We start from the raw sequence: 20961 nt of genomic DNA on the forward strand, positions 1-20961 counted from the left end.
TTATTTTTCAAAAATTTTTTCAAAAAAATAAGAGGACCTAAATCCCCTTATATTCTTCTCTTAATTCTTTTATAGATTTTGAACTTATATTTTCTCTTGAAATACTGAATTCATCAAGAAATTTATTTAATTCCTCCTCTGAATTAGCCTCAATTTCAGCATAGTCAAAGGGAAATGAATTTCTATCCCAATAGTCAAAATCTATTCTAATATTTTTATATGAATAGCTGAATCTCTCTTTAAAAGTAGACTCAAAGTCATCAAGTTTTATAAACTCTAAAATCTTTTTAAGATTTGAAAGGTTATCAAATTCAATAGTATATTCTTCAGCTCTTTTAAATTCAGAATCTTCAACCATTTTTTTGTAAGTTAGATAATTATATGATTTATTATTTAGCAAATCTTTTACAAGTCTTATTCTCATATAGTCTCTATCACATATTATATTTGCTGTTTTAGATGAAATTAATATGTTTTCTTGTTTCTCGTGATGAGTTAAGCTTGCACCCTTTTTTAAAAGCGAGTTTTTAAACTCTTCTAAATCAATATTTATTAACTTTACTTCTAATTCTTTTTCCACTATCTTATCTTAACGCTACTTTCGTCTATAAATACAGTTACGTCATGATGTAGCTTTAATAGTGAAACAGGAACTTTTGTTGAAATTTTGTCCTTATTAACTAAATAGTTTGTTGCTTCTTCTTTATTATTTCCACTTATTAAAAGAATAATTTTTTCCGCATTAAAGATTGTTCCCATACCCATAGAAATAGCCATAGTTGGAACTTCTTCTTCACTTTCGAAAAATCTTGCATTTGCCTTAATAGTACTTTCTTGTAGATCAACAACTGAAGTAGAGTAGTTTAACTCTTCATCAGGTTCATTAAATGCAATATGACCATCTGGGCCAATTCCAAGTAGCTGAATATCTACCCTTTCAGACTTTCTTACATCATTTTCGTAGTCTACTACCTCTTGTTCAGGATTTTTATTCCCTTGTGGAATTCTTATATTTTCTCTTTTTACATTTATATGGCTTAATAAGTTGTCAAACATAAAATAGTTATAGGATTGAGGATTGTCAGGAGTCAAACCTATATACTCATCAAGATTAAAAGTCTTAACTTCTGAAAAGTCTAAACCGTTAACATGAGCTTCTATTAAACATTTGTATAGTCCAACAGGTGTAGAACCAGTTGCAAGGCCTAGTATAGAATCTTTTTTGTTTTTAATTTGTTCTATTACCATTTGTGCAGATTGTTTGCTCATTTCATCATAGTTTTTTGTGTAAATTACTTTCATTTCTTCCTCCTATTTTAGTTGTGTTCCAACTATTTTAATTGGTTTGAACTTTAGATAGTCGCTAGATGTACAGAAGTATTCAACACCATCAACGACTCCTTCAACCACATTGCTAAGTCCAGGTCCATGTAAGTGACCATAGACACATTTCGTAACACCATGTTCCTTTAAGATATAATGAAAATCATCTGGAAGCCTTTCAGTTGTGAAAGGTGGATAGTGAAGCATACATATTTTTTCTTTGCCTTTTGGCGCAGAATTTAAGGAAAGTTCTAACCTAAGAAGCTCTCTCCTATAAATATTATACTCTTCACATTCCACTGTAAGGTAGTCCCATCCTCTTGTTCCCACTATGCAATAATCATTAAATTCAAAATAATTATTTTGTAAGAAAAAAATACTTTTCAAATTTAAGGAATTATTTTTATTTAGAGAACTCCACCAATAGTCGTGATTGCCCTTAATAAAAACTTTTTTTCCAGGCATTTCGTCTATTCTAATAAGGTCATGATATGCATCCTTTAAATTCATAGCCCATGAAATATCTCCAGCTACAAGTACCAAGTCCTCACCCTTAACAGTTTCTTTCCAGTTTTGAAAAATTCTCTCTTCATAATCTGTCCAACTATCTCCAAATAGGGTCATGGTTTTTTCTTTTGTATAATCCAAATGTAAATCAGAAATACTATAAATCATTATCTCACCTATAAATTTATAATTTTAACATCTTGATGTGACTTTAAAATTTCCATTTCTCTTTCTTGGCAGCTTAGTATGATAATCTGATTAAGAACTAGCTCCTTTTTTAATACAGAAATTATTATTTTAAGTCTGTCATCATCTAAATAATTAAAAGCATCATCTAGAATAAGAAAACCTGATTTATCATATAGTTCAGTACAAATGGCTATCTTAAGAACGAAAAAAATTATATCTTGCGAACCTTTACCCAAGCTTAAAGAAGATTTAATATTACTACTTGCATTTTCTTTATAGGAAATATTTAAAAACTCATCTATATAAAATTTTATATTATCTTCATAGATTGGTTTCAATAATAAGTTTACCTTATTTATAAGCTTTGGAACAAAACTAGACTTTAGCTCTTCAAAAGATTCTTCCACTAATTTTATAGTAAGATCAATTATCCTCAAATTATTTTCCAATTCTTCTATCTTCTTAGACGTACTATTCTCTTTGTCTAACAAGCTCGGTAAGTTTATTATTTCGCTATCTAGTATTTTAATTCTTTCTTTAATTTTGACAATCTCATTGTTAAGTAAATCTTTTTCATTTCTTAACTCTTCAATATTCATATTTTCTACCATATAAAAATCTTTTGAAAATTCTACATTATACACTTTCAAACTTTTTGTTATAGGTTTTGTCTTTACTATAAAATCAAGTTTAGACTTAGATTCTTTTAATTTCTTTTCACAATTAAAAAGCTCTTCATCAAGATCTTTTATCTCTTTAATCCCAATGTTGAATTTGTCATTAATGATCTTATCAATATCTAATAGAGAATTATTTTTATTCTCTTCGTCATTTAATAAGTACTCAATTTCCCTATCTAGCTCCTCTATCTTTTTTAAATAAAAATCTCTATCACTTTTAACTTTTTCATACTCTTTTGCATCTAATTTACCTGAATGACGATTCTGTATCATAAAAGATATTAGATTCACCATTACAAAAATCATGAATATAGTTGTACTTGAAAGTTTTGTGTATTGTCTTAAAAGATAACTTGCAATAATTGAAAATAAAAACACTATAAAATATCTTATTTTTACTGATTTTTCACATTTCTTATTATCTTTTACTGCGTCATCCAGTATTTTTGAAATATCCAAATACTTTTTATACACTTGTCTCTTTTCTTGAGAAAGTTCATCAAATGCTTTTTTTAAATACTTTTCTTCATCTTTTATTTTGTCATATTCTTTTAAATAGGGTTCGTAGATTTTTTTTGAATTTTCAATTTCAGATATCTTTTTATTTAAGTTAGATATCTCATTTAATAATTCATCTTTTTCATATAAGACTTTCGCATCTATTTCCTGTTTCTCAAAGGATAACTGCTTTTCTTTTAACTCAAATAGATTATTCTTATCTACATATTTTCTTTCTAAGTCTGAAAGCTTATTTAAAGAATTGTCATACTCTTCTTTTAATTCTGAGAGTCTTTTTAATTCTGAACTTAAAGTTTTATAGTCCTCATATGCTCGTCCCAATGGCTTATTTGAATTTGTTGCTGTTCCAATATCTCTTCTTAGTTCTTTTAGATACTCAACGCTTTTTTTACTGGTTGTTAAATCTTCATGGTTATCTCTTTTTTTAAGCATAGTATCTGTAATATATCTTGTAGCTTGGTCTTTTATTCCAACATTATTCTGTCCGATTATTTTTGTGTTATTAAAAACTTCACTACTTACTTTGAAAAAATATTCTCCTGGAAAGCTTTTATTGGACTGCTTATATCCATTTAATGTATCTGTAATATCCTTTCCGGATTTTTCATTATAAATCTTGTATTCACCTGTTTGAAAATTTCTATAAACCCTTAGAATTTCACCTTTGTATTCAAATATAATTGAACCTTCATAATTAGAGCAGTTCCATGGTCTATACTTTTCTAAATCATCTGTATACCTGGTTGTTTTTAAATATGGTTTTACAAATCCATAAAATACACCTTCAATAAATTTAACACATGTGCTCTTACCAGCCTCGTTATCTCCTCTAATTAGAATAAAATCCTCATCTAAGTCAATTATTTTATTTTCAAATTTTCCAAATCCAGATATTTCAAGTTTTAAAAGCTTCATGAATCCTCCCTCATTAAAGCATTCAATCCATATTTTAATATTTTTTCCTTTGTTTCATGACTTTCATTTAACTCATTAACCTTGTCTATAAAAATTCCTATCTGATTTTCTCTATTTAAATCAAGAATCTTTTCAGCATCATAATTTTCTTCAGTATTGTCAATTACTTCAATGTAATATACATGCTTTTTTAGAGCTTCTTCAAGTCCCTTTATGTCCAAGTCAAAGCCTACAGGTAGTTTACCCGTAAGAGTCAATCTAATATAGTTATTTTTATCATCCACAATAATATTATTTTTCAAATGTTCTAGCAGATAATAAAAATCAAAGCTCTCTTTTAATTCGTAGTTTACCAATGTAAATATTGAACTAGAAAGAGGTATGAATTTTGTATATAGATTTCTATTTTCAAATTCACCATAAATTGCACCATGGTAACCAGTTTCTTTAAATGAAAGTGGTCCTAAAGATCCTGGATATATAATATTTTCTTTGACTTTTTGAGGCTTATGAATATGCCCAAGGGCAATATAGTCAAATCCTAAATTTTCTATATTACTCAAACTTAAATTCATGTAATTAAAATTAGGAATTAAAATATCTGTGTGTAACAGTAAAATATTAATCTTATTATTATCTAGTCTTACGCTTTCAAAGTAAGATGGTTTATTTAAAATTCTATCGGTATAACTTATTCCATATACATTAAAACCTTCAAACTCGAAACTTCGTAAATTATCTTCATCAAATACAAAAACATTTGAGGGATAATTTAAATATCTGAATTTTGAATTTTTTGAATATGGATCATGATTTCCAAATATTATAAAAATCTTTGTTTCAGGTACAGTTTTAAATAAGGAGTTTAGTCTTTCTAAAATTGATAGAGTTACATAATTTTCATTAAATATATCTCCACATAAAAATAGACAATCAACTTTCTTTTCCTTGGCATAAGAAAATAGGCTTTCAATAGAAGCCCATATATTTTCTCTGCGATTTTCTACTAAATCAACAGGTAAGTCTGAAGAATAAAAATATGAACCTAAATGAAAGTCTCCACTATGCAAAAATGTTAACTTGTTATTTTTCATAATACCTATACTCTTCCTTCCTGTCCTGCCTAATATATATTTCCAATATATCAAAACTTAAATTGTACGCACTAAAAATTTTTATTAGTAAGTCTCTTATTTTATTTGCTGGAAATTTGGTTTCTATATAGACACTATTACCTATTAGTACCGCATTTCTAATCTTATTTTTCTCTAAACTAAAGTAAGTCCTCTTCCAGCCATTAAAATCTGTTTTATCTGGAAAAGATCTAAAGATTACTGGATTAAGCTTATAGAAGTACTCACAAAGACTTACATATAAGTCATAGTAAGAGCTTATTGTCACTATCTCACCTCTATACAGTCTATAACCTTCAGGTTTCGTATAAGTGAAATCGTGATCTAGAGTTACTTTATTAGTTATAATCTTACTAAGCTCAAACTCTTTTAATCTAAGCTGAATATTTATTGGTTCAATAGAATCTAAAACTGTATTCATATTGTCCAAATACTTTTTTATCTCTTCTCTATCTTTTGTAGTTAAGTCATGTTCTAAAGCTTCTTTGAAATATTTTATTTGATCTTCCAAAGATGTTTTTATATTTAAAACAAGCTCCGGATTTTTTTCTGTTAATTGGTCAAAAAATTTTTTCATATTATCCCTCTAGAGATATTCTTTTTTTAAGTGTTCAACAAATTTCCTCGCATCATTTAAATCATAAGTTTCTACATCAAATTGTTTTTTATCTAAATCGGTTATAACTCCTTTTAAATGACCCGATGAAATAGTTTCATTAGAGTTACCTTTTCTCACTATCTCATATTTATTAAAATTAGAATCTTTAAGCCCTTCAATAATAACTAAATCATAGTAATTTGATTCTTTTAAAAAATACTCTATATCCTTTGATGGTTTCCCCATAATTTGATACTTGTAATCTGAGTAAACAACTGTTATCATCGCACCATTTATAAATGCTATATTCGAATCCCTATCTTCATCTACTGTAAAATCATGTCCATCATGTTTTATATATTTTATCCGGTAGCCTTCTGTACTTAGTAAATTTATTACATTTGATATAAAAGTGGTTTTGCCAGAGTTTTTTTTGCCACAAATACAAATTATATTGTTATCTAGGAGCTTTTTATATTGTGATGGATAATTTATATTGGAAAGGATTATAGAGTCAAACTTGCTGTATTTTAAAGGAACTCTCTTAGCGTCTTCGTCATATAAAAGGTCCATAAGTTTGTATTCTTTATTCGTAATTCTTTTTTCAAGTATAGGAATAATACTCTTTGGATAAATTGAACCAAGTGGATTTAGTTTTCCATCATGTTCAATTGTTATTATCCTATTATCACTTGAAGCATATGTTGATAAAAATTCTGCTACTTCTAAAGTCATAAACTGCATATCAACGCCAACTATAAATACATTTTCCGTTTCTGCCTCTTTAAGAATTTCAAGAATACCTGCTATAGGACCAATATTTTCATATTTATCCCTTACAATTTTATATCCTTCGATATCGGTTTCGGAGTTATTATTTGAAATTATTATTGGATAGCCTTTAAATTCATCCACTAAATTTTCTAAAAAAGTTTTATTTTTATATAGCAGTTTTGCTTTATCAGCACCCATTCTGATACTTTTACCGCCTGAAAGAATTCCTATAGTTAAGTCCATTTAAAACAAGTAAATGATATTTACTTTATCTCCTTCCTTAATCTCTTCATTAGGATTTTGTAGAACTAGACAATTACATTCTGCAAAGTTAGAAATAACAGATGAATTATGCAAATTTTCCAATACTACAAATTCCCCATCGGCCTTAGCTCTCACAAATCTATTTAACTTACTAGGTTTTAAGTAACTGTCTTTCACTATTCGTTCATATACTTTATTCCTGAAATAAGAACATCCATAATATTTTTCCACTGCGGGCCAAAATAGCACTTGAAAGTTTACCATGGCTGCAAACGGGTTTCCTGATACACTAAGTATAAGTGTCTCATCAAATATGCCTGATGTAACTGGAGTTCCTGGTTTCATTTTTACTTTTGTGAATAAAGTTTCCACATTTAATATTTCATATATTTTTTCAATATAATCATATTTTCCAACTGAAACTCCCCCAGTTGTAATAATAATATCAGCATGTTTTGATTCTTCTTGTATTGAACTTTTTATGTGCTCAATGTCATCATCAATAATCTTATTTGAAACAACTTCAATTTTGTATTTTTCTAAGATTGACTCTATCATAAAAGTTGATATAGCATAAATTTTTCCAGGTTCAAGTTTTTCTCCTGGTTTTGTTAGCTCAGATCCAGTAGAAATTAGCGATACTTTTAAAGGCCTATATACTTTTATTTTGTCCAGACCAATTCCTGCAAAAATCCCAATGTGTCCAGAGTTTATTACAGTTCTACTTTTAATTAATGTTTCGCCCTTTTTAATATCCTCTCCAACAACACAATAATTAAAATGTTTTCCAACCGGATTTAAAACTTTAATCATATCATTTTCTATTATGACATCTTCCTGTTTAACTACACAGTCATAACACTCCGGCACATATGCCCCAGTCATTACTCTTACGCAAGTATTCTTTTTATAATCATAATTATTAAAGTCACCCGCTGCATTTTCACCAATTACTTTGAATTTATCACCATCAATTAAGTCCTTGTGATTAAAAGCATATCCATCCATTGCAGACTTTGGAAAATTTGGTACATCTATATTTGAAATTATATCTTCTGATAAAACATATCCTGCAGATTCAAAAAAAGGAATCTCAATAGTCTCTTTGCAAGTCTTTATATTTTCTATAATTTTTTCTCTAGCTTCATTAACAGTTAACATTTCACACCTTCTTAATATACATTATATCAAATGCTTTGAAATTACTCTAATTAAAAAAGCCGATAGCAAAACCATCGGCCATAAATTTATTTTTTTGATTTTATTTCATCTAATAGATTTTTTACAAATTCATCTACTGAAATTGAACCCTTGTCTCCCTCGTCTCTCTTTCTTACAGAAACTGCTCTTTCTTCAACTTCCTTTTCACCAACTATTAAACTATAAGGAACTTTTTGAATTTGAGCTTCTCTGATTTTAAAACCAACTTTTTCAGCTCTGTCATCAACTTCAGATCTTATTCCTAACTCTTTTAGCTTTTCATTTATTTCATAAGCATAGTCGTTAAACTTATCTGAAATTGGTAAAATTCTTGCTTGAACTGGTGCAAGCCATGCAGGGAACTTACCAGCATAGTGTTCAATCAATATTCCTAAAAATCTTTCAATTGAACCAAGAATTGCTCTGTGTACCATTACAGGTCTCTTCTTTTCCCCGTCACTATCAATATAAGTTAGTTCAAATCTCTCAGGCATTTGGAAGTCAAGTTGAATTGTCCCACATTGCCAAGTTCTTCCAATAGCATCTTCTAAATGGAAGTCGATTTTTGGTCCATAGAAAGCTCCATCTCCTTCATTGATGGTGTATTCAAAGTCTTTTGAATCTAAAGCTTCTTTTAGACTGTTAATAGCTACATCCCAATCTTCGTCAGAACCCATTGAGTTTTCAGGTCTTGTTGAAAGCTCAACATTATATTTAAATCCAAATACAGAATAAATATAATCACAAAGGTCAATAACTTTTGATACTTCTTCCTTAATTTGTTCCTTTAACATATAAATATGGGCATCATCTTGTGTAAATGCTCTAACTCTAAATAGACCATGTAAAGCACCTGATAACTCGTGTCTATGAACAAGACCCATTTCTGCAAGCTTTAATGGAAAATCTCTATAACTATGCATTCCAGACTTATAGATTAATATAGATCCTGGACAGTTCATAGGCTTAACTGCATAATCTTGGTCATCTATCTTTGTAAAGTACATATTTTCTTTATAGTGATCCCAGTGACCTGATTGGTGCCATAGTGTTTCACTTAAGATTATCGGTGTTTGGATTTCTCCATAACCTTCTTTTTTATGAACTTCTCTCCAGAAATTCATAAGTTCATTTTTCACTATCATTCCATTTGGATGGAAGAATGGGAAACCTGGACCTTCTTCTTGGAAACTAAATAAATCTAATTCTTTTCCTAACTTTCTATGGTCTCTCTTCTTTGCTTCTTCTATAAATTCTAAATAGTCTGTAAGTTGTTTTTGCTTTTCAAAGCTTATTGCATAAATTCTTTGAAGCATATCGTTCTTTTCGTCGCCTCTCCAATATGCTCCAGCAACTGAAAGAAGTTTTACAGCTTTTATTTTTTTAATGTCATATAGATGAGGGCCTTTACAAAGATCTATAAATTCACCTAGCTTATAGAAAGATATTATTTCATCTGCTGGAAGATGTTCTATTAAATCAACTTTGTATTTTTCTCCTTTTTCTTCGAAGAACTTTACAGCTTCATCTCTTGGCATTTCATATCTTTCAACTTTATGACCTTCTTTTATAATCTTCTTCATCTCTTCTTCAATTTTAGGAAGATCTTCGTCTGTAAATCTGTGCTCAAGGTCAAAGTCATAATAAAATCCATTGGCAATTGCAGGTCCTATACCAAATTTTACATCTTTATACAATCTTTGTACCGCAAGGGCCATAATATGAGCTGAAGTATGCCAAAAAATTTTCTTCCCTTCATCATCTTCGAACTTTACAAATCTTACATGGCTGTCTTCTCTAATAGGCTCTTGTAGTCCCATTATATTGTCATTAACTACTGCACCTAGGACAACCCTTGCAAGTCCTTCTGAAATATCTTTTGCAACTTCTCCTAGTAAAACTCCTGATTCGTATTCTCTAACAGAATCATCAGGTAAAATAATTTTTATCATCTCTGCCTCCTATTAAATAAAAAAGACTTCTCCATCCCTACATACCGTAGGGACGAAAAAGCCGTGGTTCCACCCTAATTTTTTCTCATTTTAATTATTCACTCCGGATTAGTATTCACATATTCATTTACTTATGGAAACTCTCAGCTTTGTTACCAATCTCTTGAAGTTTAAATATGTTACTTGGATCCATCATCATTTATAAATATTTAATTAACTCGTCATATGAACAAGAGAGTTGCTCTCCTGTAACCATATTTCTTAAAGAGTAAGTTTTTGTTTTAACTTCCTCTTCTCCAATGATAATCGTATATGGAACATTTAGCTTATCCGCATATCCAAATTGCTTTTTAAGCTTTCCACCTTCCAAATAGATTTGTACCATCTTATCATCTTTTCTAAGATCTGTCAATAACTCTATACCGTTACTTTCATACCCTTTCATAGGTATTATTAAACATTCTGTTATATGAGCATTTGATTCTTTTAATAAATTTGACTCTTTCAATTGATAGAAAAGCCTTGTTAAACCAATACTCATTCCAACTCCAGGAAGTTTTTGCTTTGTATAGTTTTCGGCTAAGTTTTCATATCTTCCACCGGAACATACAGATCCAATAGACTCATAGCCAGTTAATATAGTTTCATATACAGATCCAGTATAATAATCTAGTCCTCTAGTTATGCTTAATTGAATTTGGATATTCTCTTCCTTAACTCCAAGAGCTTTCATATTTTCATATACAAATTTTAATTCATCAAGACCTTCATTAAATAACTCATTAGAGATATCTAGGCTTTCTAAATATTCTATAATTTCATCATTACTGCCCTTTGTAGCAATAAACTCTAATAAGCTATCAATAACATCGGATTTCAAACCATATTCTAAAAACTCATTCTTAACATTGTCTTTACCAATTTTATCAATTTTATCAATTGTTCTTAATGTAAAAATAAAGTCATCAAGACCTATGGACTCAAAGAATCCATTAAGAAGTTTTCTATTATTGAAGAGAAATTTAAAATTACTAAATCCAAGTTTAATAAATACTTCATTCATTACTGCAGGAATTTCAGCATCATTATAAAGAGAAAGTTTTTCATGTCCAACAACATCAATATCACATTGATAAAACTCTCTGTATCTTCCTCTTTGGTTTCTTTCCCCTCTGTACACCTTTGCAATATGATATCGTCTAAAAGGAAAATTTAAATCACTAAAATATTGAGAAACATATCTTGCAAGAGGAACAGTTAAATCATATCTAAGTCCTATCTTTGAAGATCCCTTTTCAAATGCATATACTTGTTTAGAAGTTTCTCCGCCACCTTTTGCAAAAAGTATTTCTTGTTTTTCCATAACTGGAGTATCCAGTGGTAAAAAACCATACTTTTTAAAAGTTTCTTCAATTGTATCTTTAATTTCATTAAATAATATCTGGTCTTGTGGAAGTAGCTCCATCATACCTGATAATATACTTGGTTTAATCATTTATTCCTCCTCTAATACCTATAATAGAACCTAGATCTACAAATTCACAGTCCCTAGGATAATAATATTTTATATTTTCAGTGTTAAGTATTTCAACTAACTGGTCACTATATTTATATCTTTCTAAATTACCATAAAATAAAATTTCATCTTCTGAAATCATTCCACCACATCCACCAATAAACCCCGTATCATATCCTGATAAGAGAATAGCTCCAAATGGGATTAAATAAGATTTTATTCCGGTATCTAAATAAGATTTATAAAGTCCTTTATCGGAAGTTACAACTGTGTCTTTACCAATTATTAAAGATGAGCACTTACTGTAACCCTGTTTAACTAATTTTGGTTTTGAAGTTTCCTTTAAATAATTTTCTATACTCAAGTCAATGCAGCTGTTCTTGTAAAAATAATAATCATTTGTTCTTGAAACATTTAGAGCTACATCATTTGGATAAAATTTATTTAATGCATTTGAAGACGGAATAACTTTTATCCCATATTCTTTTAATTTTTCTTCATAGTAGTCCTTATGCTTATTATAAACTACAAATTTATTATTATCTATAGGATGTACTGCCATATCGGGATGATCCTTAACAGGTTCATCTATTTCTTCTATGGGTAATGTTTTTATTATATCAATATTTAAATCTGTAAGTAACTGTTCAAAGCTTTTACTTATTTTATAACTTACAATCACAGCTTTAACTCTATTATTAAATACAAATGGATTTATTCTTTTCACCCCGATTTTACTCATTAAATAAAAACTTTTAGAAATTGGAAATTAAATCTTAAATCTGGTATAATTTTTACTATAATATCTGAAATGTCCAATGTTAAAACATACAAATCAGATTATAAACTCTTATATAATTTAATTTGACTTTTCTACAAAATTATTGTATCATAAAGCTTGTAGTTAGTTAAATATTTAGGATGAAATATAATTTTATCGTTCGCCCAGATAGCTCAGTCGGTATAAGTGAGTGGTCCATTTCCCAAAGGAAATGGTGGCAATGACTTAGGCTTTGCAAAGCAAAATAAGAATGAGCGGATGGGAAATATAAAAATAATTATTTTAAACACTTAATAACATAAATATTTAATACATATGCCCAGATAGCTCAGTCGGTAGAGCAGAGGACTGAAAATCCTCGTGTCGCTGGTTCGATTCCGGCTCTGGGCACCAAGAAGTATTTGCGGAAGTGGCTCAGTGGTAGAGCATCGCCTTGCCAAGGCGAGGGTCGCGGGTTCGAGTCCCGTCTTCCGCTCCAATATGGCGACATAGCCAAGTGGTAAGGCAAAGGTCTGCAACACCTCTACCCCCGGTTCAAATCCGGGTGTCGCCTCCATGGTAGTATATTCTACAATATACTACCTTTTTTATTTCAAAATTTTAAACAATTTATACTTTTGCATACAAAAAAAACTACCTGTTAAGATAGTTTTTTTTTGGACTAGAAAATAAGCCGTGTTCTGTATTAGATAATCATCTGTCTAGCCTTATTGTTACCAATAAGGTCAAGCGATCTACCCATGGTGTAGCGAGCAACTACATTATTCCATTTTGATCTTGCACCAAATGGGGTTTACATAGCAACTTAGTCGCCTAAGTCCTGGTGAGCTCTTACCTCACCTTTCCACCCTTACCATAAAATGGCGGTATCTCTCTGTTGCACTATCCTTAGGGTCGCCCCCACTGGACGTTATCCAGCATCCTGCTCTACGGTGCACGGACTTTCCTCGTTATTTCACGCGATTATCTCTTCTACTCATGTATATTATAACATATTATATGATTTTTCTTTTTGAAATGTCATATTTAAAACTATGAATTTCTTCTTCCACAAATTTAGAAAAATATTTAAATAAAAAATCTATAGAGTCTATTTCAGAATTATAATGGCCTATATCTAAAATAGCTAGATTGTTTTCATAAGCTTTCTGCCCGTCATGGTATTTTATGTCTCCTGTAATAAGTAAATCTATTTTTTCATCAATGCACTTATCAATTGCAAATGCACCGCTACCACCCATTACAGCAACTTTTTCAATTTCTTTATCGAAATCTCCATAAGTCACTATGCTACTTAGATTTAATCTTTCTTTAACAAACTCAGCCATATTAAATAAAGTATTTTTTTCTATTTCAGATTTTTTCCCAAGGCCATTTTCAGAATTTTCTTCTTTAAAAAGAACTTCACTATTTTTGAATCCCAGTTTTTCTGCGAGAATATTTGAAACACCAAAACTAATTTTATCAAAATTTGTATGTGCAGAGTAAACTGTAATTCTGTTTTTAACCAATAGCTCTAAAATTTTTCCTCTAGTTGAATAAAAATCTAAAGACTTTATATCTTCAAAAAAGAATGGATGATGAAGAAATATTAAGTTTGAATTTTTTTCTATTGCAAAGTCCACCAACTCTCTTGAAAGATCTAATCCTATTACAATCCCCTTTAACACTTCTTTGCTAAAGTCTATTTGAACTCCACAGTTATCCCAGTCTTCTTGTAGATTTAGTGGGCAGTCCTCTTCAAATTTATTAATTACTTCGATTACTTTCAATCTCTTCTACCACCTGTTTTAAATATTTTTTTCTTTCATTGAAGTTATTGATTTTCTCAGTCATGTCCTCTTTACTCAAAGCCTTTATGTCTCTAATTATATCGTCAATTTTTTCTATTTCTAATTCTATAAACTCCTTCAAGTTATTGGAGCCTTTATCAATCAAAACTTTCCCAAACTCATAATAATAATCTTTTTTATAAAGTTCTAATCCAGATTCTACTTTTAATATCTGATAGTATTTGCTATTTTCAAATACATCAGATTCATCTACAATAGAATATCCATTTTTATGAAGAAATCTTCTTAATGCTTCAATATTATTATTACCTTGAAGTATTAATATGCTTGCAGATTTCGCAATTTCTGGACTTTCTTCTATAATTTTTGAAATCAAAAGTCCTCCCATTCCAGATATAATTATCGTATCTACTTCAAATGGTTTTAATACTTTTAATCCATCAGAAACTATTGGATAAATATTTTGATACTTTAAATTATTTTCTATTTTTAATTTCAATTTTAAAAGTGATTTCTCACTAATATCAATCCCAATTATCCTCTTAGCTATTTTATTTTTAGATAAATATATTGGAACCAATCCATGATCAGTTCCAATATCTGCAACTATAGAATTCTTTTCTACAAATTCAATAATTTTTTCTAATCTATCTGACATATTTACTCCAAAAAGTCTCTTAATTTTTGACTTCTACTAGGATGTTTTAGCTTTCTTAAAGCCTTGGCTTCTATTTGTCTTATTCTTTCTCTTGTAACATTAAATTCTTTACCAACTTCTTCCAAAGTTCTTGGAGTTCCATCGGTTAATCCAAATCTAAGTTCAAGAACTTTTCTTTCTCTGTGATTTAAGGTTGATAGAATCTCATCTAGTTGTTCCCTAAGCATAGTAAAGTTTGCAGCCTCGTCTGGCGCTACAGCAGTATCATCTTCAATAAAGTCTCCAAGATGACTATCTTCTTCTTCTCCTATTGGAGTTTCTAATGATACTGGTTCTTGCGCAATTTTTCTTACTTCTCGAACTTTTTCTACATCTATTCCCATTTCTTTTGCAATCTCTTCATTTGTAGGATCTCTTCCTAAAGCTTGAATCAATTGCCTTTCAATTCTTACTAGCTTATTTATTGTTTCTACCATGTGAACTGGTATTCTTATAGTCCTAGCTTGGTCTGCAATTGCTCTTGTTATAGCTTGTCTTATCCACCATGTTGCATATGTTGAGAATTTAAATCCTCTTGTGTAGTCAAACTTTTCTACAGCCTTCATAAGGCCTAAATTTCCTTCTTGAATCAAGTCAAGAAATTGCATTCCTCTGCCAACATATCTTTTAGCTATACTTACAACTAGTCTAAGGTTTGCTTCTGCAAGTCTTCTCTTTGCAAAAACATCTCCATTTTCCATTCTTTGAGCAAGCTCAACTTCTTCTTCTGCTGAAAGTAAAGAAATTTTTCCAATTTCTTTCAAATACATCTTGACTGGGTCATCTACATTGATTCCCTTTATGTCAACTGCTAAGTTCTTAACTTTGCTTAAATCATCTTCATCTTCGTCATAGTCTTCATCTTCATCAATATCTTCTATATCTTCATCTTCATCTTCGTCAAGTTCTTCATCGTCACTATCAGTTGTTTGGCCTTCTCTTTCGATGGCATCTTCTTTTAAAAGCTCTATGTTCTCTTTATCAAGATATTCTTTTATTTCTTCAATGTCATCTTCAGTTAATTCAGAAAATCCATCAATACCTGTGAATTTACTATACTCAATCATTCCATCATTATCTGATGCAATCGATAATAGTTCTTCAAAAATATCTTTTTTTATGCCCTCTAGCTCATCAGAATATTCTTGTTTATTACTCTTCACGTTACCCTCCCCTTTTAAATACTTTTCAAAAGCGAATCTATTTTAAATATTTCATTTGCTAAATCGGTATAAGATTTTTTTAAACTTTCAGATAATTCTTCATTTTCTTGAAGAAGAATTAGTTGCTCTTTAAGTTTATCTCTTTCCATAATTAAAACATGCCTTTTAAGGGAGTTTAAAAATCTTATAGCATTTTCTTTATTATTGTAATAATCTCTACTTTGAGTCTTTAAAGTAGTTTCAATGATTTTTTTTATATTACTATTTCCATCTAAATCTTTTATATCACTTAAAGTACTATCTATTGTTAGTTCATTTTCCTCTATGAAAATAATAGTTGGTGTAAAATACTCCGTTTCTTCCTCTAAAAAATTTACTGAGTTTAGTATTTTACTTCTTAATTCAACATCATTATTAAAAAGATAATACTTGATGCTTTCTAGGAAAATTAATTTATTATTATTTACCCTATTTACTTTAGGAGTATCTTTTATAGGAGTTTTTGAATATTTTTTTTGCTTGCTAAGCTCTGATTTAATACTGTTTACATTTATGTCTAAATCTTTAGAAAATCTTGTTAAATACTCATCTTGAACAAGTTTATTATCAATTTCACTGAGTAGCTTTACAAGCTCATTCAAAAATTCTGTCTTGCTATTAATGTCTTCAAGGTCATAATTTTTTAAAAGCTTTGTATAGTTATATAAAATCGAATTTAAAGAATTTGTTATTAAGGTTTCAAAAGACTCCTTGCCATATTTTTTTATATAGTCATCAGGATCAAGCTGTTCTGGTAGCTCTATAACATTAGCCTGTATGTCAATTTCTTTAAAAATCTCAATCGCTCTTTGAGTTGCACTTTGACCAGCTGAATCTCCATCATAACATAAGTATATATTCTTTGTATACCGGCTGATTAACTTTGCTTGTTCTTTCGTAAGTGCAGTCCCTAAAGAAGCCACACAATAATCAATTCCATAGTTATATAATGATATTACATCAACATAACCTTCTACAATTACAACTCTATCTTTTTTAGAAATAGAGCCGAAATTTGTAACTCCATATAAATTTTTTGATTTGTGATAAACAATAGACTCTGGAGAATTTATATACTTAGCCCTGTCATCAACCAAAGTTCTACCACCAAATCCTATTACCTCTTTTCTATTATTCGTAATTGGAAAGATTAATCTGTTTCGATATGCATCATATAGATGACCGTTTGCTGACTTTTTAATTAGTCCAAGCTCTAATAAATCCTCTGTTTTTACATTTTTATCTTTGAAATAATTAAGTAAATTATCAAAACCATCTGGAGCATATCCCAACATAAATTTATTTACCACCGACTTGTTTAGTCCTCTTTTTGATAAATACTCTTTTGGAAGTTGATAAGTTAATAATTGTTGAAAAAAATAGTACTTGGCTTCTTCATTAATTCGAAGTAAAACCTTCCTATGTTCATAAAGTTTCTTATCAACATTTCCTGTATCAAGAAAAATCCCTAATTTATCAGCTAAAAAATGAATTGCTTCTACATAGTTCATATTCTCTTTTTTCATAATGAATGTTATAGCATCTCCCCCAACACCACATCCAAAACAATGGAAAATTCCCTTACTTCTTGAAACAGTAAAGGAAGGTGTTTTTTCATTATGAAAAGGACAAAGTCCAATATAGTTCTGTCCTGAAGGTTTTAATTCTACATAATCAGAAATAATATTTACAATATCAAGTTGATCTTTAATATCTTGAATTTTCTCTTCAGGTATATATGCCATATTTCCTCCATTAAATATGCCATTGTTTTGGAATAAAAATATTTTTATATTCCTGTATGGCAAAAGTATCAGTCATTCCAGCAATATAGTCTGTAACTATATCCTCCTTGCTAGAATCTTTTAAATTCTCATTATTTTTATAAATTTCTAAATGTTCATTTGGTAATTTGTAAATGTTTTTTAAATAGTATGAATATAATCTTTCAATTAATGCCTTTGCTTTTTCCTCATCTTGTTTAACAATTGGGTTAAAATAAACTTCTTGAAACATAAATTTTCTAAGCTGCATCATAAGGCTATATTCTTCATCACCCATAAGAATATCATCTTTACCATAGCTTTCATTTATAACATTAACTACCATGTTGTTAATTCTTTCAGATGGAGATTTGCCAAGTTTTTCACGTATGTTTTCTGGTAAGTCTTCTTCAGTTAATATGCCTGCTCTTATAGAATCATCAATGTCATGGTTAATATAAGCTATTCTATCGGCAAATTTAATTACTCGTCCTTCCAGTGTGGTAGCTTTATTATCTCCTGTGTGGTTTACAATTCCGTCTATAACTTCTCTTGTAAGGTTTAAGCCATGTTTCTGTTTTCTTATCTCTAAATATTTAACAATTCTACTTGATTGCATATAATGTTTAAAACCATTGGGGTTTAAAGAATTAAGTGCATCTTCACCCATGTGTCCAAAGGGAGTATGACCTAAATCATGTGATAAAGCAATTGCTTCTGTTAAGTCTTCATTGAGTTCTAATGCTCTTGCAATAGTTCTTGCAATTTGAGCTACCTCAAGAGTATGTGTCAATCTTGTTCTATAATGATCTTTTTCTGGGGAAATATAGACCTGTGTTTTATGTTTCAATCTTCTAAAAGATTTTGAATGAATTATTCTGTCTCTATCTCTTTGGAATGAAGTTCTATAAAAATCAGCCTCTTCATCAATATCTCTAACTGCAAATTTACTCTTTGTAGCGTATTTTGACAGATTTTTAATTTCAAATTCTTCCTGTTTAACCCTGGTATTCATCAAAGCTCTCCTTATTATCTATCTAATAAAATAGATACCCAATTAGATTAAACTTCCACAAAATACGAATAAAAAAAGATAGAGCTAACTCTACCTTTTAATTTTTTATTCTTCGCTATCTTCGTTTTCGTCAAGCTTAGCTGCAATTAAATCTCCTAGATTATGTTCTAATTCTTGATTTTCATATTCAGGAGCTTTTTCTTGTTTAGGTTTTGGAGACTTCTTTGGTTGTGGTCTTGGTTTTGCTTCAGGTTTTTCCTTAGTTTCTTTTATACTTAAAGCAATTCTCTTGCTTTCAGGATTAATTTCTAATATCTTAGCTTCTATTTCATCTCCAATGTTAAGCTCATCTGATGGCTTTTCAACATGTTCATATGAAATTTGTGAAACGTGTACTAAACCTTCAACACCTTCTTGAAGTCTTACAAAAGCGCCAAAGTCTAGAAGATTAACAACTTCTCCTTTAACAATATCTCCCTCTTTATTATTTTCCATGAATTCTTCAAAAGGTTTCTTTGTTAATTGTTTTAATCCTAGAGAAATTCTATTTCTTTCTCTATTAGCTCTTAATATTTTTACTTCAATTTCGTCGCCTACTTTTAGAACATCTGATGGATGATTTATTCTCTTCCAAGAAATGTCAGAGATGTGAATTAAACCATCTACTCCTCCTATGTCGACAAAAGCTCCGAAATCAGTTAATCTTTCAACTCTTCCTTCTATTACTTTACCAACTTCAATGTTTTCCCAAGCTTCGTCCATTTTCTTTTGAAGTTTTGCTTCTTCAATAACTCTGCTTGATAAAACAAGTCTTCTCTTCTTTTCATCTAAGTTGATTATTTTACATTCTAAAGTTTCACCAACATAAGGAGATAAATCCTTGACAAAAGTAGTAGCAACTTGTGATCCTGGAATAAAAGCGTTAATATCAAATACAGTTGCTAAAAGTCCACCTTTAACTAGCTTTGTAACCTTAGCTTCAACTGTTTCATCATTTTCTGAAATTTCTACTAACTTTCTCCAATTCTTTAAACCTTCTACTCTTCTAGTTGAAAGAACTACATTACCTTCACCATCATCTAGTTTGATAACATAAACTTCAACTTCTTGACCTTCTTTAAAAAGATCTCTAGGTTTAGCATCAGGATCAGATGAAAGCTCATCTTGCTTAATTATCCCGTCTGAAGTGTAGCCAATGTTGACCATAACTTCAGAATCAGTAACGTAAATAACGCTACCCTTAACCACGTCTTTAGGGTATATCTTTGTAATACTACCCTCTACTTGCTCCATAAATTCGTCTTTGCTGTAATTATCCATTACTTGAACAACCTCCTCAATTATCCAAGCAGGTGTGGATGCACCCGCCGTAATTCCTATTTTATTATATTTACATACTTCTTGTAAAGATAAATCATCTATGGTTTCAATCATAAATGTATTTTTACAATGCTTTTTGGACAATTCAAAGAGCTTGTTAGTATTTGAGCTCGTTCTTCCTCCTATAACAACCATTGCATCAACTGTCTTTGCCAGTTCAATAGTCGCCTGTTGTCTATTCTTCGTTGCATTGCATATTGTATTTTTTATCACTACATTAGTATTGCTATCCTCTATTATATCAGATAATTCAAAAAATTTCTCGTAAATGTTTGTAGTTTGTGAAATTATATATAATTTGTCTAGTCCAACTACTTTTTTTGCTTCATCTGCTGAATTAATTATAATAGGTTCTTTCTTTAAATGTCCTGCCATAGCTATGATTTCAGGGTGTTCTTTCTTTCCTATAATAACTATTTTATATCCTTCTTCCTCAGCCTTTTGAATCCTTTTGTAAATAGACAAAAGCACAGGGCATGTGCAGTCTATAACATTGTATCCTAATTCTTTATACTTTTCTATATTTTCCAGTGTTTCCCCATGGCTTCTAATTATTATATTTGCTTCTTCATGTGTAAGTGTTGGATTATTTTCTATTTTAAATCCTAAACCTTTCAATCTATTTACTTCCTGAGGATTATGAATCAAATCTCCAGTTGCAATTGTATTTATATTAGATTTTAAAGTTTCTTCAGTTTTTTCTACGGCATTTTTTACGCCAAAACAAAATCCTGAGTGATCCGCAATTATAATTTCCATG

Annotated in this window: 17 protein-coding genes, 3 tRNA genes and 1 other RNA gene; 3 read left to right on the top strand and 18 right to left on the bottom strand. The window is 29.8% G+C overall.

Going from position 1 to position 20961, the window contains the following annotated elements; all coding sequences use genetic code 11:
• Positions 1–37: 37 nt before the first annotated feature.
• From WKS98_RS00175 to WKS98_RS00225, 11 genes are all read right to left on the bottom strand, one after another.
• Positions 38–580: a class IV adenylate cyclase gene (locus tag WKS98_RS00175; RefSeq protein WP_498915861.1), complete on the bottom strand. Its 543-nt coding sequence runs from the start codon at positions 578–580 to the stop codon at positions 38–40.
• A complete protein-coding gene (nagB, locus tag WKS98_RS00180) occupies positions 580–1302 on the bottom strand; it encodes a glucosamine-6-phosphate deaminase (protein ID WP_498915863.1) in 723 nt (240 codons plus the stop codon). Before nagB ends, WKS98_RS00175 begins: the two co-directional genes overlap by 1 nt.
• 9 nt (positions 1303–1311) lie before the next feature.
• Entirely contained in the window at positions 1312–1998 is a 687-nt protein-coding gene (locus tag WKS98_RS00185) for a metallophosphoesterase (RefSeq protein ID WP_498915865.1), read from the bottom strand.
• A gap of 8 nt (positions 1999–2006) precedes the next feature.
• On the bottom strand, positions 2007–4133 hold the full coding sequence (locus WKS98_RS00190; RefSeq protein ID WP_498915867.1) for an ATP-binding protein: 2127 nt from the start codon (positions 4131–4133) through the stop codon (positions 2007–2009).
• Complete coding sequence (locus tag WKS98_RS00195; protein WP_498915869.1) at positions 4130–5227, bottom strand: metallophosphoesterase family protein; 1098 nt, start codon at positions 5225–5227, stop codon at positions 4130–4132. The genes WKS98_RS00190 and WKS98_RS00195 overlap by 4 nt, the downstream gene beginning before the upstream one ends.
• Positions 5217–5843 (bottom strand): hypothetical protein, encoded by a 627-nt coding sequence (locus WKS98_RS00200; RefSeq protein ID WP_498915871.1) that lies wholly within the window; start codon positions 5841–5843, stop codon positions 5217–5219. The genes WKS98_RS00195 and WKS98_RS00200 overlap by 11 nt, the downstream gene beginning before the upstream one ends.
• A 9-nt stretch (positions 5844–5852) precedes the next feature.
• Entirely contained in the window at positions 5853–6881 is a 1029-nt protein-coding gene (mobB, locus tag WKS98_RS00205) for a molybdopterin-guanine dinucleotide biosynthesis protein B (protein ID WP_498915872.1), read from the bottom strand.
• A complete protein-coding gene (locus WKS98_RS00210) occupies positions 6882–8063 on the bottom strand; it encodes a molybdopterin molybdotransferase MoeA (RefSeq protein WP_498915874.1) in 1182 nt (393 codons plus the stop codon).
• A gap of 86 nt (positions 8064–8149) precedes the next feature.
• A complete protein-coding gene (gene thrS / locus WKS98_RS00215) occupies positions 8150–10054 on the bottom strand; it encodes a threonine--tRNA ligase (RefSeq protein ID WP_498915876.1) in 1905 nt (634 codons plus the stop codon).
• A gap of 199 nt (positions 10055–10253) precedes the next feature.
• A complete protein-coding gene (gene hisS, locus WKS98_RS00220) occupies positions 10254–11549 on the bottom strand; it encodes a histidine--tRNA ligase (protein ID WP_498915878.1) in 1296 nt (431 codons plus the stop codon).
• Positions 11542–12312, bottom strand: coding sequence for a DUF6873 family GME fold protein (locus tag WKS98_RS00225; RefSeq protein ID WP_498915880.1), 771 nt, complete (start codon positions 12310–12312; stop codon positions 11542–11544). Before WKS98_RS00225 ends, hisS begins: the two co-directional genes overlap by 8 nt.
• A gap of 356 nt (positions 12313–12668) precedes the next feature.
• Here WKS98_RS00225 and WKS98_RS00230 point away from each other — a divergent pair.
• From WKS98_RS00230 to WKS98_RS00240, 3 genes are all read left to right on the top strand, one after another.
• Positions 12669–12744: transfer RNA gene (locus WKS98_RS00230), tRNA-Phe, on the top strand.
• A gap of 10 nt (positions 12745–12754) precedes the next feature.
• Positions 12755–12829 (top strand) — tRNA-Gly (locus tag WKS98_RS00235).
• A 4-nt stretch (positions 12830–12833) separates the two neighbouring features.
• Positions 12834–12907: transfer RNA gene (locus WKS98_RS00240), tRNA-Cys, on the top strand.
• Positions 12908–13005: 98 nt separating this feature from the next.
• On the opposite strand, the gene rnpB is transcribed toward WKS98_RS00240, so the two are convergent.
• The 7 genes from rnpB to WKS98_RS00275 form a co-directional block, all read right to left on the bottom strand.
• Positions 13006–13330, bottom strand: an RNA gene (gene rnpB, locus WKS98_RS00245) — RNase P RNA component class A.
• Positions 13331–13346: 16 nt separating this feature from the next.
• Positions 13347–14123, bottom strand: coding sequence for a Nif3-like dinuclear metal center hexameric protein (locus WKS98_RS00250; protein WP_498915882.1), 777 nt, complete (start codon positions 14121–14123; stop codon positions 13347–13349).
• Entirely contained in the window at positions 14101–14802 is a 702-nt protein-coding gene (locus tag WKS98_RS00255) for a tRNA (adenine(22)-N(1))-methyltransferase (protein WP_498915883.1), read from the bottom strand. Before WKS98_RS00255 ends, WKS98_RS00250 begins: the two co-directional genes overlap by 23 nt.
• A gap of 2 nt (positions 14803–14804) precedes the next feature.
• On the bottom strand, positions 14805–16004 hold the full coding sequence (gene rpoD / locus WKS98_RS00260; protein WP_498915885.1) for an RNA polymerase sigma factor RpoD: 1200 nt from the start codon (positions 16002–16004) through the stop codon (positions 14805–14807).
• 14 nt (positions 16005–16018) lie between these two features.
• Positions 16019–17788 (bottom strand): DNA primase, encoded by a 1770-nt coding sequence (gene dnaG / locus WKS98_RS00265; protein ID WP_498915887.1) that lies wholly within the window; start codon positions 17786–17788, stop codon positions 16019–16021.
• Positions 17789–17798: 10 nt separating this feature from the next.
• The gene (locus WKS98_RS00270; protein ID WP_498915889.1) at positions 17799–18821 is read right to left on the bottom strand and encodes a deoxyguanosinetriphosphate triphosphohydrolase; all 1023 of its coding nucleotides are present in this window, start codon (positions 18819–18821) and stop codon (positions 17799–17801) included.
• 105 nt (positions 18822–18926) lie between these two features.
• On the bottom strand, positions 18927–20960 hold the full coding sequence (locus WKS98_RS00275; protein WP_498915890.1) for a bifunctional 4-hydroxy-3-methylbut-2-enyl diphosphate reductase/30S ribosomal protein S1: 2034 nt from the start codon (positions 20958–20960) through the stop codon (positions 18927–18929).
• Between the last annotated feature and the right edge of the window lies 1 nt (position 20961).

This window comes from Lagierella sp. ICN-221743 (assembly GCF_037890055.1).
GTDB lineage: Bacteria > Bacillota > Clostridia > Tissierellales > Peptoniphilaceae > Mediannikoviicoccus.

Coding starts and splice junctions, on each gene's coding strand:
- nagB (WP_498915863.1), bottom strand. CDS start 1,302: ATGAAAGTAATTTACACAAAAAACTATGATGAAATGAGCAAACAATCT.
- WKS98_RS00185 (WP_498915865.1), bottom strand. CDS start 1,998: ATGATTTATAGTATTTCTGATTTACATTTGGATTATACAAAAGAAAAA.
- WKS98_RS00190 (WP_498915867.1), bottom strand. CDS start 4,133: ATGAAGCTTTTAAAACTTGAAATATCTGGATTTGGAAAATTTGAAAAT.
- WKS98_RS00195 (WP_498915869.1), bottom strand. CDS start 5,227: ATGAAAAATAACAAGTTAACATTTTTGCATAGTGGAGACTTTCATTTA.
- WKS98_RS00200 (WP_498915871.1), bottom strand. CDS start 5,843: ATGAAAAAATTTTTTGACCAATTAACAGAAAAAAATCCGGAGCTTGTT.
- mobB (WP_498915872.1), bottom strand. CDS start 6,881: ATGGACTTAACTATAGGAATTCTTTCAGGCGGTAAAAGTATCAGAATG.
- WKS98_RS00210 (WP_498915874.1), bottom strand. CDS start 8,063: ATGTTAACTGTTAATGAAGCTAGAGAAAAAATTATAGAAAATATAAAG.
- thrS (WP_498915876.1), bottom strand. CDS start 10,054: ATGATAAAAATTATTTTACCTGATGATTCTGTTAGAGAATACGAATCA.
- hisS (WP_498915878.1), bottom strand. CDS start 11,549: ATGATTAAACCAAGTATATTATCAGGTATGATGGAGCTACTTCCACAA.
- WKS98_RS00225 (WP_498915880.1), bottom strand. CDS start 12,312: ATGAGTAAAATCGGGGTGAAAAGAATAAATCCATTTGTATTTAATAAT.
- WKS98_RS00255 (WP_498915883.1), bottom strand. CDS start 14,802: ATGTCAGATAGATTAGAAAAAATTATTGAATTTGTAGAAAAGAATTCT.
- dnaG (WP_498915887.1), bottom strand. CDS start 17,788: ATGGCATATATACCTGAAGAGAAAATTCAAGATATTAAAGATCAACTT.
- WKS98_RS00270 (WP_498915889.1), bottom strand. CDS start 18,821: ATGAATACCAGGGTTAAACAGGAAGAATTTGAAATTAAAAATCTGTCA.
- WKS98_RS00275 (WP_498915890.1), bottom strand. CDS start 20,960: ATGGAAATTATAATTGCGGATCACTCAGGATTTTGTTTTGGCGTAAAA.